We start from the raw sequence: 14,363 nt of genomic DNA on the forward strand, positions 1-14,363 counted from the left end.
CCGGGAACACGCCCTCGGCGCCGTCATTCCGGGGGGCAGCTCGAAGTGACGACGGCGCGATCAAAATTGCTGCGCTGCCCTCACCACGTATCGATGCAGGGCCGCTTCTTCTCCGTCCGCGGCGGCGGCTTCGGCACGGAGCGCAGGCCCGCCATGATCCAGCGGCGCGTCTCGGCGGGGTCGATGACGTTGTCGATCTCGAACACGGAGGCGATCGAGACCGCCTTGCCGTTGGCGTAGAGCTCGGCGACCTTGTTGCGATAGTAGGTCTCGCGCTCGCTGGCGTCGGCGATCGCCTCCATCTCCTTGCGGAAGCCAAGGCGGACATAGCCCTCTAAGCCCATGCCGCCGAACTCCCCGGTCGGCCAAGCCGCGGTGAAGAAGGAGGCGTGGAAGCCGCCGCCGATCATCGACTGCGCGCCCAGCCCATAGCCCTTGCGCAGCACGATGGCGAACAGCGGCACGGTGAGGCTCGCGCCGGTGACGAACATGCGCGAGACATGGCGCACGATCGCGGTCTTCTCCGCTTCGGGCCCGACCATGAAGCCGGGCGTATCGCAGAGCGAGACGATCGGCAGATCGAAGGCGTCGCAGAGCTGGAGGAAGCGCGCGGCCTTGTCGCCGGCATCGGCATCGATCGCGCCGCCGAGGTGGCGCGGATTGTTGGCAATCATGCCGAACGGCTTGCCCTCGATGCGGATCAGCGCGGTGATCATGCCGACGCCGTAGTCACGGCGCAGTTCCAGCACGGAGTCCGTGTCCGCGATGAGGTCGATCACGCTGCGAATGTCGTAGACGCGCAGGCGGTTCTCCGGGATCGCGCGGCGCAGCAGCCGCTGGTCGGCGGCCTGCCACTCCGTGACTGCGCCCTGGAAGTAGGACAGGTATTTCTGCGCGACCCGCGTCGCCTCCTCTTCGTCCTCGACGAGAATGTCGATGACACCGTTCGGCGCCTGGAATGACACAGGACCGACTTCGGCCGGATGATAGACGCCGAGGCCGCCACCCTCGATCATGGCGGGGCCGCCCATGCCGATCGAGGCGTTCTTCGTCGCGATGATAACGTCGCAGCAGCCAAGCATGGCGGCATTGCCGGCGAAGCAATAGCCGGAGACGATTCCGATCACCGGCACGAGACCGGAGAGCCTTGCGAACTGCACGAAGGACGGGCCGTCGAGGCCGGTCATGCCGAGCCGGTCGGTGTCGCCGGGCCGGCCGCCGCCACCTTCGGCGTAGAACACCAGCGGGACGCGCCAGTCTTCCGCCAGCGTCAGCATGCGGTCGATCTTCTTGTGGTTCATATGGCCCTGCGTGCCCGCGAGCACGGTGTAGTCATAGGCCACGACGATGCAACGCCCGCCCTCGGCGCCGAACTTGTCGGCGTTGACGGTGGCGACGCCCATGATGAGGCCGTCGGCCGGCGTGTTCTTGATGAGATCGTCGAGCTTGCGGCGACGGCGCTGGGCTGCGATGGCGAGGCTGCCATATTCCATGAAGGAGCCGTCATCGACGAGCTGGGCAACGTTCTCGCGCGCGGTACGCTGGTTGGTGTTGCGGCGGCGCTCGACCGAGGCCGGGCGGTTCTCGTCGCGTGTGTTGGCCTGGCGCTCGAGCAGCTCGGCGAGATCGGAGCGGATGTGGTCGAGATCGACATCCGCTTCCGCCGCCGACATATCGGCCGCGACGTCGAGCGGCTCGAGATACATGATCGGCTCGCCGTGCATCAGCGTGACGCCGTCGCCGGCAACGAGCTTCGTGACCCGTCCGCCTTGCTCGGCCATGACCAGATGCTCCATCTTCATGGACTCGATCACGGCGAGCTGTTGGCCCGGGCGGACGATCTCGCCCTCCTTCACCTGGATGGTGACGACCGTGCCCTGCAAGGGCGCCGCGACCATCACGGTGCCTTCGGGCACCTCCTGCGCGATGTGCGCCTCAGTGCCAGGGCCGCCAGCTCGTTCAGTTGCGGCGAAGTAGAGCGGCCTTGCCGCGCCATCGGCCGCTTCCACCAGCTTGCCGATGTTGCGATCGATGAAATCGGTCGCGATGCGGTTGGTCCTGAAATCGGGATGCGCGAGAACCGCCTGGAGGAAAGCGATGTTGGTGATGACGCCGTCGATCCGGAACTCGCGCAGAGCGCGCGTGGCCTTGGCAACAACGTCGTGCCAGGCTTCACCTGACGTATGCACGATGACCTTTGCGAGCAGCGAGTCGAAAGCCGCGCTGGTCTTATACCCGGCATAGCCAAAGCTATCGACACGCACGCCCGGCCCCGACGGCGGCTCGAACACGGCGAGCACGCCGCCGGTCGGATGCGTCGCGCCAGTCTCGTCCAGCGTCTCCATGTTGACGCGAAGCTGCATGGCATGGCCGCGCGGCTTCGGAATCGCTTCTTGCGACAGCCCGAGCGAGGCCAGCGAGGCGCCCGCGGCCGCCGCGAGCTGGGCACGGACGAGGTCGACACCGAGCACTTCCTCGGTGACGGTGTGCTCGACCTGGAGCCGCGGATTGGCCTCGATGAACGCGAAGCTGTCGTCAGCGTTGCCGTCGACCAGGAACTCGAACGTGCCGAGATTGTCGTAAGCGGCAGCGCTCGCGAGCTGCTTCGCCGCCTCGATGATGCGGCCGCGCAGGGGCTCGCTCAGCGAGGGGCTCGGCGCCACCTCGATCAGCTTCTGGTGCCGGCGCTGGACGGTGCATTCGCGCTCCCAGAGATGCGAGATGGCGCCATGGTGGTCGCCGATGATCTGCACCTCGATGTGGCGGGCCTGCCGGATCAGCCGCTCGGCATAGACACCGTCGAAACCGAACGCCGCCTTGGCCTCGGACTGGCAGCGCGCATAGGCCTCCGCGAGATCGGCGGCATTCTCGACGACGCGCATGCCGCGGCCGCCGCCGCCGGCCATGGCCTTGATCACGATCGCCGCATTGCTGCCGAGCGAGGCAAAGAACGCCGAAATCTCCCCCAGCGAGGACGGCCCGCTGGTGCCGGCAATGATCGGCACGCCGCAGCGCTTGGCGAGCTGGCGCGCCGCAACCTTGTCGCCGAACAGCTCGAGCGCCGCGACCTTCGGACCGACAAAGACAACGCCCGCGTCGGCGCACGCCTTGGCGAACGCCGCGTTCTCGCTGAGGAAGCCGTAGCCGGGATGCACGGCGTCGCAGCCGGCCGCTTTGGCCGCATTCACCACGGCTTCGATATCGAGATAGGCCCGCGCGCCGCGACCCGGAATTTCAATCGCCTCGTCCGCGACGCGAACATGCAGCGACAGCGCATCGTCGGCGGGATGGATCGCGACCGTCGCGATACCGGCGTCGGCCGCCGCGCGCGCGATACGGATAGCGATCTCACCGCGATTGGCGATCAGGAGTTTTTTGAACGACATGAGGTCTCTCATTCAGACTGCAGCAGGCAGGTTCGGACTGAGGTCCTGCTTCTTCACCTTGCCCGTCGCGGTCAGGGGCAAGGCTTCGATAATGCGCACCTCCGGAATCTTGTAGACGGCCATCCGCTCGGCGCACCAGGCGCGCAAGTCCTCCGCGGAGATGGTACCGACCGCCTCCGGCTTGAGCTGGATATAGGCCACCGGCACCTGCCCCTTGTCGGGATCATCGCGCCCGACCACACCCGAGCCCAGCACCTTCGGGTGCTGCCCGAGCAGCGCTTCGATCTCCGGCGGGAAGACGCTCATGCCCTTGACCTTCAGCATCTCCTTGCGGCGGCCGAGGAAGTGCAGGAAGCCGTCCTTGTCGATGGTACCGATGTCGCCGGTGCGCAGCCAGCCATCGACCAGCGACTCCGCGGTCGCTTCCGGCTTGTTCCAGTAGCTCTTGAGCAGCGACGGTGTACGCACGCGGATCTCGCCCTCCGCGCCGAGCGGCAGTAGCGCGCTGGTCTCGAAATCGGTGATCTTGAACTCGGCGCCGGGGACCGGCAGCCCGACGAAGATCGGCTGGTTGTTGAGATCGAAATCGTCGTCCTGGAAGCCGGCCGTGAAGGTGTTGGAGGTGTGGGTCTCCGTCATGCCCCAGGCCGCCTCCATCAGGATGGTGCCGGTGAGATCCTTCCAGCGCTTGCGATAGTCGGCGTTGAGCTTCTTGACGAAGGAGACGACGCGCACCTGTCTCAAGGACGACAGGTCGAACTCGCTCCACCGCGGATGGTCCATCAGCTCGACCGCGCCGTCGACCGGCATCGCCGTGATCGTGACCTTGTACTTGTCGATCGCGGCCATGGCGCCGACCGCGTCCCAGCGCGCCAGCAGCACCAGCGTCCCGCCGGAGAACAGTGGGAAAATCAGGCCGAAATTTTCGCCCGCGATCCAGAACTCCGGGAAGAACGACAGGAACACGCTGCTCTCGTCCGACTGGACAGAGATGCCGTAATTAGCGGCGGCCGTGTAGACCATGTCGCGATGGGTATGAACGCACCCCTTCGGCATGCCCGTCGTGCCGCCGGTGTAGTTGAGCGCGGCGACATCATCGAGGCCCGGCGACGGCAGCGGCGTAGGTGCAGACATTGCAGCAAGCGCAGGCAACAGGTCGGTGGCGCCGGGCACCGCCACGCGCGGCGTGCGGATCGAGTCCGGCACAGGGAATGCCGGCGCCGCCGGAACGACATCGGCAAAGCTCGTCACGATGATCTCGCGCAAACGGACTTCGCCCTTCACCTGCTCGACGACGGGCACGAGCTGGTCCAGCGCCACGATCACCTCGGCCTGAGTGTCATTCAACTCGTAGGACAGCTCGAAGGCACGGGACAGCGGACTCACCGGCACGTGGATCGCACCGAGCTTCAGGATGCCGAAGAACACGATGTGGAATTGCGGACAGTTCGGCAGGAACACCGCGACGCGATCGCCCTTGCGCACGCCCTTGGCCTGCAACAGCGCGGCAAAGCGGTCGCTCTGCCGGTCGAGCTCCGCGTAGGTCGTGACGTGACCGTAGAAGATCACCGCGGGCCGCTCCGGGCTGCGCTTCGCCCAGGCGCGCAGATATTCCGTCAGCGGAACTTCGCCGTGCAGATAGTTCGGCGAGCGCGGCATGCCCTTCGGCCAGGCCTTGTCCCACAGGCCGCGCAAGGTGGCGAGGTAGTCGTTCTCGTTGAGGCCTGCGCTCATGACGTCCTTCCCGTGTTGCTTTTCTTTTCGCGAGGGCACGCGCGATGCCGTCGATCGACATCGTTACAGGTCGAGCACGGCAGACTTCATGTCAAGGAAAACAGCGTTTCCGCATCACGGCCGATGCCGTGACGCGGAAAAAGCAACAGGGCGCGCCGAGAGCTTCGGTTATGCCGCGCGCACGCCGGCGACGAAGGCGCTGACCTCGTCCTGGAGCGACTGCAGCTTGTGCGTCAGCCGACCGCTCGATTGCAGCACGAGGCCGGCGGCATGGCCGGTCTCCGACGTCGCGTTGGTCACGCCGGAGATGTTCTGCGAGACCTGGTTGGTGCCGGACGCGGCCTCCTGCACGCTGTGTGCGATCGCCTGCGTGGCAGCACCCTGTTCCTCGACCGCGGCCGCGATCGACGAGGAGATCTCGTTGACCTCCATGATGGTCGCGCGAATGCTCTCGATGTTGCCGACGACCTGATGGGTCTCGGCCTGGATCGCCGAGATCTGCGCGCCGATCTCGTCGGTCGCCTTCGCGGTCTGGCTCGCCAGCGACTTCACCTCGCTCGCGACGACCGCAAAGCCCTTGCCGGCCTCGCCGGCGCGGGCCGCCTCGATCGTGGCGTTGAGTGCGAGCAGGTTGGTCTGCGAGGCGATCTGGTTGATGAGGTCGATGACTTCGCCGATCTTGTGCGCGGCGGCGGCAAGCCCCTGCACGGTGTCGTTGGTGCGCTGGCCGTCGGCGGCCGCCTTGTCGGCGACCTCAGCCGCCTGCGCGACGCGCTGGCTGATCTCGGTGATCGAGGACGACAACTCGCCGGCGGCGGAAGCCACCGTCTGTACGTTGCTCGAGGCCTGCTGGCAGGCGCTCGCGACGAAAGAGGCGCGCTCGCTCGCGCGGTTCGCGGTCTCCGACATGCCCTTGGCGGCCTGCTGCATCTCGCGCGCCTCGTTGAAGACGTCGCGGACGACTGCCTGGACACTCGCCTCGAACCTGCCGGCGAGATCGGCCATCGCCTTGCGCTTCTCGCCGTCGGCCTTGTGCTTCAGCTCCTCCTGCTCGGCGTGCATCCGGCGCACCGCCGAGGCGTTGTCCTTGAACACGGCGAGCGCCTTGGCGAGCCCGCCGACCTCGTCGCGGCGATTGGTGTAAGGCACCTCGAACGCGCTGTCGCCGGATGCAAGACGCTCGGTCAGCGCCGTGATCCCGGCGAGCGGCCGGGTGACGCTGCGGCCGATCACGAAGGACGCGCCGAGCACCAGCACGAGCACCGCAAGGCACACGAGACCGAACGTCATCGCGTTTTGGCGGAAGGTGACGCCTACGTCGTCGAGATAGATGCCGGTGCCGATGATCCAGCCCCAGGGAGCAAAGCCCTTCACGAAGGAAATCTTCGGCACGGGTTGGTCAAAGCCGGGCTTCGGCCAGAGATAGCCGTAGAAGCCCGCGCCCTGCTTGGTCACGACATCGACGAAGCCCATGAACAGCGCATTGCCCGCGGGATCCTTCATCGCGGAGAGGTCCTTGCCGTCGAGCTCGGGCTTGATCGGATGCATGACCATTTTTGGGGTCATGTCGTTGATCCAGAAATACTCGACCTTGTCGTAGCGCAGGCTCTTGATCTCGGCCTGAGCCGCCGCCTGCGCCTGCTCCCGCGTCAGCTTCCCTTCGCTCTCGAGCTTCTGATAGTGCGCCAGGATGCCGTAGCCAACGTCGACCATCTGCTGCGTCTGGGCCTGGCGGTCGGCGACCATCTGCGCGCGCAGGGTCGAGAGCGCGATCGGCGCCAGCGCGATCATGCCGAGAAGACTGATGGCGACGATCAGAACCAGCTTGAAACTGATGCGGGAGAAAATCATCGGGGCTCGCAGGAATTGGCAATGCAGATATGCCAGTTTATCGCGAACGCCTTAGCAAAGAATTAAGCATTCGGATTCGATTGGCGCCCCTAGCGCGCGATGCGAGTCGGCACGGCCCGACATCGCCAGGAGCGGAGATGCGGCATGCCCGGGGCGCCTAGCGCTTGGTCGCACCGAGAACGAGATCGATGGTGTGGGCGGCTATCTTGCGAAGCTGGGCTTCGTCGCCGAAGGCACGTTCGAGCACAGCAAGGCCTCGCGTCACGGTGACGATATGCAATGCTGCAGCCTCGGGCGCACCGCTGAACTCACCGCGCTTGGCGCCGGCCGACAGCGCGTCCTCAACCAGTCCAGTGATGCGCGTCACCAGATCCGCAAAGGTCCGGCGCGCCTCCTCGTCCAGTCCCTCGCCTTCGACCGAGCCAAGCTCCATCAGTCCGCGCGTGGTCGGGCATCCCCGCGGCGGTGTCCCGGACTGGAAGTTGGTGATGGTCAAATCGAAGAAAGCCGTGAGGCGTTTTCGCAAGCTGCCGGTCCCGAGCGCCGCCTGGACGGCGCCAAGGTAATCGCCTGCGTAGCGCTCGTAAGCCCGCAGGAACAGCGCTTCCTTGCTGCCGAAGGCATTGTAGAGACTGCCGCGCTGAACGCCGGCATCGCGCGCGATGTCCGATAGCGACGTGCCGCGCACGCCCTTACGCCAGAACTGATCGAAGGCGATGCGCAGGACATCGTCGTGGTCGAACTCGCGTGGCCTCAAGCATCTCTCCTCTGCTCGACGATATGGTCCCCGTTCGCCGGGGCGACACAAAATATTTGACAGGACGTCAAAAACATGGTTTCTCGACACCGTGTCAAAAACTAATTGGGGCCGATAACTGGTTTCGTCAATGCGCGGAGCCGCCGTGCGGCAAGCGCCGCAACGGTTCAAGCCGGCATGGAAAGGAATGCGCCGATGCCTCTCCTTCACATCTCGCTGCGGGCCGGAAAGCCGCAAAGCTACCGGCAGGCGATTCTCGACAGCCTCTACCGCGCCATGCGCGAGGCGCTCGACGTGCCCGAGGGGCGACGAGTTCATGACCATCACCGAGCTTGAGGCAGCGAACTTCCGCTGCGGCAACGCTTACGGCGTCACGCGGAGCGACAGCGCCGTGCTGATCCAGATCACCGTGTTCGCCACGCGCACCGCCGAGCAGAAGAAGGCGCTGTACCGGCGGATCGCGGACCTGCTCGGCGAAAGCCCGGGCATCCGGCCCGAGGACGTGTTCGTGAACGTTCTCGATGCACCGAAGGAGAACTGGTCCGTCGGCCACGGCCTCGCGCAGTTTGCGTGACGGCCATCATCGCAAGACGCCACCGCGACGCGCCCCTTGAGAATTGACCGCTGGAAGGCTCTGATGGCGGAGGTAGACTAAACCCTCCGAAGCCTCGGGACCCCCGAAGCGGCATGACCATGTCGGTCGAGCAATTATGGAGCCTGCCGGAAACCGCCCTCATCGGCGCCTACGCCGAGGCACGCCGCCGCTACGCGGAGAAGAAATTCGAGCGCGACACCCAGCGGGCGCGGCTCGAATGGATGCGCGCAAAGCTGTTCGTCAACACGCCGGGCAACGTCGGTCGATGTCTCGGAAGAGCTGGCGCGCAAGGGCCAGGAGGTGCGCGAGATGACCGCGATCTCGACATGCTGAAGATCGACGTCGACGTGATCGAGACGATGATCCGTCTGCGCGGCGCGCAAGGCGCTCCGCAGGTCCAGGCCGACGAGGCGGTTGAGAAGCCGCCCGAACCGGAGGGGGAGTGACGCCGTGGCGGCGGCGAGACACATCCTTCGAGCTACGGCGGCAATCCCCGTTCTGAAATGATACGCACCGGCGGAAAAGTGAGGCAATCGACGACGTCGAACAGCACTTCGATCTTTCTATCGAACGACCGTGCAAACGCGAGGGCGTCATCGCGCCGTTCATCGGCAATGTCCATGCCGAGCGTGCAGTGCGGTGTCCACGCTTCGGGCCTGTAGTGAGGTCGACAGTACGCGGGATCGATTGCGGCACTGATCGAGCTGTGGATTCGGCTGAGGATGTCGTTGGCGGTCGGCTCCGCCCAGAGCACAAGAGGGCTGCCTTCGAACCAGCGGATACGCCCGAATTCGACGGCAATTTGCGCCTGGCCAGCGACGGCCGTGAGCATCGCATCCCACGCAGTCTTTTCGTCGATTTGGGGCGAGTCGTAGATCGCGAACGTGAAATGCGGTCGGTAGCCGAGCTTGCGCATCGACGGCTCGACCTCGAACGCGCCGACCTGGTCCCACAGGCGCTCAATTTCGAGTGCCGAGTTGTTGTCAGTCCGGATGTTGATCGCCAATGCCACAGGCTCACCCGGCAGGTCGAACAATCAATCGAAGAAGAGGTGAGGCCTAAAAGGCAATGGCGCTCCCTAGGGGAATCGAACCCCTGTTTCAGCCTTGAGAGGGCTCGGCACGTGCAAACAACGTGTTTGCTGACATTCGCCTGCGCTCGCCTATGCCTTTGTAAATGTGAACTAAAGCAAGGATTCGAGTAGGCTGGCGTTCGCTCGCGTCCACCTGTATAAATACACGTCTACTGGACACCGGCGAGACACTTTCTGTCGATGACGCAAGCTCGGGCTGAATGGCCATGGCAAGACTCATCACGGACGACAAGTGGGACTTGCGGACGCGGTCGCCGCGGCTGAAGCTAGACATGCGGAAGAAGCCCTACTTTGTCTCGATCGGAGAAGGGCTGTCTGTCGGCTATCGGCGCAACAAGACCGCCGGCAAATGGGTATTTCGAAAGGCTGACGGCAAGGGAGGGATGGCAACGAGGGTCATCGGGGTTGCGGATGACTATGAGGAAGCAGACGGTGAACGCGTTCTGACTTACGGGAGGGCCCTGGAAGAGGTCAGGCGGATGGGTACCCATCGCGCCGGTGCCATCCGAGGCTCAATAACGCTCCGGCAGGCATTCAAAGACTATCTTCCCAAGTTGAAGGGCAAAAATGCCCGCAGCGCGCGAACCACGGAGGGACGCGTCGAAAAGCATATCCTTTCGAAGTTGGGCGACACCAAAGTCGCGGATTTGACGAAGACGCAGATGGAGCATTGGCAAGCTTCAATGGTCAGAGAGTCCGAAGACAAGGAAGATGTAAGGAAATCCAAAGATTCTGCCAACCGCGTGCTTTCGATGTTCAAAGCGTTTCTGAATCATGCCTATGACGACAAGAAGAACGGTATCCATAGCGACGAGGCCTGGCGCAGAGTTAAACCGTTTCACAACGTCGGTCGTCCACGCGACATACGCTTTTCACCGGCGGACATGCGCGATCTGATCGAGAACTGCCAAGACGGCAAGCTGCAGGAATTGGTCCAAGCCGGATACGCGACAGGAACTCGCTATGAGGAACTGACGGATGCCAAGATCCGCGACTTCGATGTGAAAGGAAAGACCCTCAAGGTTTCCGGGAAGACCGGCGCGCGGCATGTCATCCTTCAGCCCAGCGCCGTGAAGCTCTTGAAGCGGATTACGGCGAAGCGGTCGCGAGATGACTACATCTTCGTGAAGTCCGACGGATCGAAATGGAAGCCGTCGGACCAGATCCGCAAGATGAAGAAAGCCGTTCTGAAGGCGAAATTGGATCCCAAGGGCTGCTTTTACTTGTTGCGTCACGCGTACATCTCCGAGTCCATCGAAGAGAACGTCCCGTTGAACGTGATCGCTCGAAATTGCGGGACGAGCATCAGAATGATCGAAATTACCTACGCCAAGCTGCTCGCTGACAAGCAGCGAAAGTTTATAGAGCGCGGCGCTCCCAGGCTCCGCCAGCTCAAAAGGACCGCCATTGATGGTCGCCGCAACGCGAGCACCTAACTTGGTACCGAACGGCGCGATACGGCTGAGTGAAGCCTTCGACCGCCTGTGCGCGCGGCTTGACCCCGAATGGGCCTACCTACCCGAACTATGTGTACAATGGGATGAGCGCATCGCCCGAGGCGACGAGGACCTCGGCGGAAATCCGTACCATCATATGCTCGAGATCGAATTCCGTGCGGAGCGAATGCTGCGTTGGGCGCTCTTCGATGGTGAGCTTTGCGCTTGCGTCCATCACTTACATACGGGGGTCGATCTCGAGCTCTACAAGCCAGACTGGTGGCGCATGGGACGGAGTGTCGGCCTCCACAGCGACTATACCGACGACCATATGCTCGGACCAGACTGCCAGCTAGACGGAGTTCCACATCCCATTTTCCTCTCGAAAGAAGCATTCGAGAATTGGCTAGGAACAGAAAAGCAGCTGGCGGTTACGACTCAACGAGCGGCCAGCCACGAAGCCGAGATCGTGCGTGACACTGTCGCATTTTCCCTCGAAGAAATAGCCGAGCGCACTGGATTGTCGAGAAGCACGCTTTACAAGGAAAGGGACGCGAACCGCTTGATTGTCAAGAAATGCGGTGACCGGACCCTCGTGCTCGAGAGTGATCTGGATCGATTCCTGCGAAATTTGCCAAGCTCCTGAGGCAGACGCTTGAACCGCGCGAGCAGGTACCGAGCTTGGCATAAGCTTGGAGGATTTGGTCGAAACCAGCACGCGTCGAGTTTGACCTCGATGCCGTTGAATCTGAAACCTGCGATGAGCTTCGGTAACTGATTTGTGGTTTTGAGCCGCCGCCAGGTCCTTGACGCGGTGATCACCAGGTTGAGCGCCCGCGCTACTGAGAGAAACACCTGATGGCTGACGCCATCCGCCCGACATCATCACCCCGCCGTGAGCACGAACGGGCCAATGTCGCTAACTCCGAGGGTGATCCGAGGGATTGTCGTTTTCGGGGGCCGTTCCGTCCGTTGTGATGAACGGTCCGCATGGTCCCGGTTCGCCACGCAGTTCAGATGCTCCCGGGACGCCTGAGGAAACCCCCAAAGGCACGGGTTTCCTCAGGGACGCGCAACCGTCACGTCGTGGCTTGGGCGGCTTCGTCGATGAAAGCCGCAACTTCGTTCTTGTGTTCGCCCTCATCATTCTGCCGTCCCTCTACTTTATCGGAATAGTCAGTTTCGTGCGTTCAGTTCAGGTGGCTATCGAAGATATGGTCCACGCACGGGGGATGGCTCGGATCCGACACTACTTTGTCGAACGATCGCCGGGAGTGCGATCATACTTGATGCATTCGCCTCACGACGACTACAGAGGCACGCTCGACAGCTTCGGTCTCAGACTAACAGCCTTCCAATCCTTTATGACTACGGCCGGAATGGTGAACGTCATCAGCGTCATTGCTGGCGTGTTCGTAGGCTTGGCAATCAAAGCCACGATCAGCTTGCCACCATGGGCGTTCACGTTAGGCGGTGTCACCGGTTTTGTCGGGAGCGTTTTTATTTGTTGGCGGTATGAGGTGCGGGCTTGGACCAGAGCCGAGCAAAACCTTGCCATCCTTTCCCCGAGTGAAGAATAAGCCCGCGGTGGTGATGTGGACCGATTATGCTTTACTTTGCACCGTAGTGGATCGTCATCGCTTCAATACGTCCGTTGCGAATGAGATATGAGTCCGCGCCATCGTCGATTCGTGCGCGGGAGCTCGACAGGGTACCTCGCCATCGGCATTTGCGTCCGATAGTGGTCGTTGGTTTTCCCGATCTGCTGGTCAAGCAGCGCGGCGGCCGCCTTGACGCCCTCGGAAGAGGCCGTAACTTCAAGTCAGCAAGAGCGAACGGGAGATGCCGTATCGCCGCGCTGTCGACGAGACGGCGCTCGGGGTCTCCAAACTCTCCAAAATGATCTTGAGCTTCTCATCATCGGTCCACCGACGGCGCGGGCCAGTCGCGACAACCTCGAACCGGAGGCAAAGTGAACTGAAACACAGCGCCCCGTGTCTCATTCGCGGCCGCCCAAAGCTGTCCTCCGTGCGCCTCGATGATTGAATTGCAGATGGCTAGGCCCATGCCGGTGCCCGCCGGCTTAGTGGTGTAGAAGGGGTCGAATAGACGGTTGATCATTGTCGGGTCAATCCCCGGGCCGTTATCGCGCACGACGACAAGAATCCCGCCTGAGGCATTCGCGGTCGTGCTGATATGCAGCTCCCGCGGCTCCTCGTCGAGGCTGCACATAGCTTCGATTGCGTTGAGGATCAGGTTGAGAACGACCTGCTGCAGCTGGACGCGATGGCCTTCCATGAGCGGCAAGCCCGTGGCCAGATCTGTCTGCAGCGAAACGCGATGTCTGAGCAGTTCGCTCCGGGCTATGGTGACGACGTTCAGGATCGCATCATTAACGTCAATTGTTTCTTTCCGTGCTGGCGTTTTCTTGATCAAGGCGCGGATCCAATTAATAACCTCGCCGGCTCGATTGCCGTCGGTCACAATGGACGCGAGCGCCCGCTGCGCCGCCGCGACATTCGAAGGTTGAGAGCCTAGCCAGCTCAGTGCGGCCTCCGCGTTGCAAAGCATCGCCACGATCGGCTGGCTTACTTCGTGGGCAATCGAAGCGGTGACCTGTCCCATGGCCGCTGCGCGGTTGGCGTGCGTCAGCTCCGCCTGCATCTCGCGCAGAGTCTCAGCGGCGCGCTTCCGTTCGGTAATATCGCGGCTCAGCGATACGATCAGCCGCTGCCGGCCTTGCTGGAACGCTCGCATGCGGACCTCGACGGGAAACACGGTGCCGTCCTTTCGACGATAGCGTCTCTCCAGCGTTGCAACACCCCCGCCCTTGAGGTGCTGGCGGTGACGCTCCCAAGCCGCTGCATCCAAGTCCAGATCGAAGAAGAACGGCCTCTTCCCAATCAGTTCGTCGCGGCCGTAACCCAAGCTCTCGCAAGCATTTCGGTTCACGTCGAGAACGGTTCCGTCTTCGTCGTGAAGCATGAACGTGTCTGTCGCGTGGTCTACGAAGGTGCGGAAACGGGCCTCGCTCTCGCGCAGCGCCTGTTCGGCGCGCTTGCGCTCCGTGATGTGGCGTCCGACCCCGCGGTAGCCTATGAAGCGCCCCGTCTGGTCAAAAACGGGCAGCCCCGAGACGGACACGTAGCGCTTGCCGCCGTCGGGCGTAGGCCGCGCGAGTTCGAAATCGCGGAACGGCAGATGGGCATCGAGCGTCTCCCGGTGCTGACGCCAGCCCTCTTCATCAGGCTCGAGGTAGGGCACCTCCCAGCGCGTCTTACCAATCTCGGAGACCGGAGCCTCGCTAAGCATCTCAGCGAACTCCTGCCGGATGAAGCGATGCTGCGCGTCGGTTTCCCAGTACACATCAAAGGAGAATTGCACAAGGGTGCGAAAGCGCTCCTCGCTCTCGCGCAACGCCTCTACGATCTCAGAGGGTACTTGAGCCGGATGTTGCATGGCCGACCTTGTTGCCAATGAGCAATGGATACAATCAACTCATTCTTGCGGC

At 63.0% G+C, this 14,363-nt stretch carries 11 protein-coding genes and 1 pseudogene; 5 read left to right on the forward strand and 7 right to left on the reverse strand.

Going from position 1 to position 14,363, the window contains the following annotated elements; genetic code table 11:
- Positions 1-80: 80 nt before the first annotated feature.
- From MTR72_RS33515 to MTR72_RS33530, 4 genes are all read right to left on the reverse strand, one after another.
- Positions 81-3,386, reverse strand: coding sequence for an acetyl-CoA carboxylase family protein (locus MTR72_RS33515; protein ID WP_280966395.1), 3,306 nt, complete (start codon positions 3,384-3,386; stop codon positions 81-83).
- 12 nt (positions 3,387-3,398) lie between these two features.
- Positions 3,399-5,120 (reverse strand): AMP-binding protein, encoded by a 1,722-nt coding sequence (locus MTR72_RS33520; RefSeq protein ID WP_280966396.1) that lies wholly within the window; start codon positions 5,118-5,120, stop codon positions 3,399-3,401.
- Between the two features lie 168 nt (positions 5,121-5,288).
- Complete coding sequence (locus tag MTR72_RS33525; protein WP_280966397.1) at positions 5,289-6,971, reverse strand: methyl-accepting chemotaxis protein; 1,683 nt, start codon at positions 6,969-6,971, stop codon at positions 5,289-5,291.
- A 157-nt stretch (positions 6,972-7,128) separates the two neighbouring features.
- Positions 7,129-7,728: a TetR/AcrR family transcriptional regulator gene (locus MTR72_RS33530; RefSeq protein ID WP_280966398.1), complete on the reverse strand. Its 600-nt coding sequence runs from the start codon at positions 7,726-7,728 to the stop codon at positions 7,129-7,131.
- A gap of 195 nt (positions 7,729-7,923) precedes the next feature.
- Between MTR72_RS33530 and MTR72_RS33535 the strand changes: the two are divergent.
- Positions 7,924-8,302, forward strand: a pseudogene (locus tag MTR72_RS33535) (tautomerase family protein).
- 113 nt (positions 8,303-8,415) lie between these two features.
- Positions 8,416-8,769 (forward strand): hypothetical protein, encoded by a 354-nt coding sequence (locus MTR72_RS33540; RefSeq protein ID WP_280966399.1) that lies wholly within the window; start codon positions 8,416-8,418, stop codon positions 8,767-8,769.
- A gap of 32 nt (positions 8,770-8,801) precedes the next feature.
- On the opposite strand, the gene MTR72_RS33545 is transcribed toward MTR72_RS33540, so the two are convergent.
- Positions 8,802-9,335, reverse strand: coding sequence for a 2'-5' RNA ligase family protein (locus tag MTR72_RS33545; RefSeq protein ID WP_280971107.1), 534 nt, complete (start codon positions 9,333-9,335; stop codon positions 8,802-8,804).
- 287 nt (positions 9,336-9,622) lie between these two features.
- Here MTR72_RS33545 and MTR72_RS33550 point away from each other — a divergent pair, with 287 nt between their 5' ends.
- The 3 genes from MTR72_RS33550 (at position 9,623) to MTR72_RS33560 (ending at position 12,432) form a co-directional block, all read left to right on the forward strand.
- Positions 9,623-10,852, forward strand: coding sequence for a tyrosine-type recombinase/integrase (locus MTR72_RS33550; RefSeq protein WP_280971400.1), 1,230 nt, complete (start codon positions 9,623-9,625; stop codon positions 10,850-10,852).
- Positions 10,827-11,498 (forward strand): helix-turn-helix domain-containing protein, encoded by a 672-nt coding sequence (locus MTR72_RS33555; protein WP_280966401.1) that lies wholly within the window; start codon positions 10,827-10,829, stop codon positions 11,496-11,498. Before MTR72_RS33550 ends, MTR72_RS33555 begins: the two co-directional genes overlap by 26 nt.
- A 445-nt stretch (positions 11,499-11,943) precedes the next feature.
- Positions 11,944-12,432 (forward strand): hypothetical protein, encoded by a 489-nt coding sequence (locus MTR72_RS33560; RefSeq protein ID WP_280966402.1) that lies wholly within the window; start codon positions 11,944-11,946, stop codon positions 12,430-12,432.
- A 237-nt stretch (positions 12,433-12,669) separates the two neighbouring features.
- Here MTR72_RS33560 and MTR72_RS33565 read toward each other — a convergent pair whose 3' ends face one another.
- Positions 12,670-12,855: a transposase gene (locus MTR72_RS33565; RefSeq protein WP_445819655.1), complete on the reverse strand. Its 186-nt coding sequence runs from the start codon at positions 12,853-12,855 to the stop codon at positions 12,670-12,672.
- Positions 12,770-14,311 (reverse strand): PAS domain S-box protein, encoded by a 1,542-nt coding sequence (locus MTR72_RS33570; RefSeq protein WP_280966403.1) that lies wholly within the window; start codon positions 14,309-14,311, stop codon positions 12,770-12,772. Before MTR72_RS33570 ends, MTR72_RS33565 begins: the two co-directional genes overlap by 86 nt.
- Positions 14,312-14,363: the final 52 nt, after the last annotated feature.

It is taken from the genome of Bradyrhizobium sp. ISRA442, from assembly GCF_038085055.1.
Taxonomy (GTDB): Bacteria; Pseudomonadota; Alphaproteobacteria; order Rhizobiales; family Xanthobacteraceae; genus Bradyrhizobium.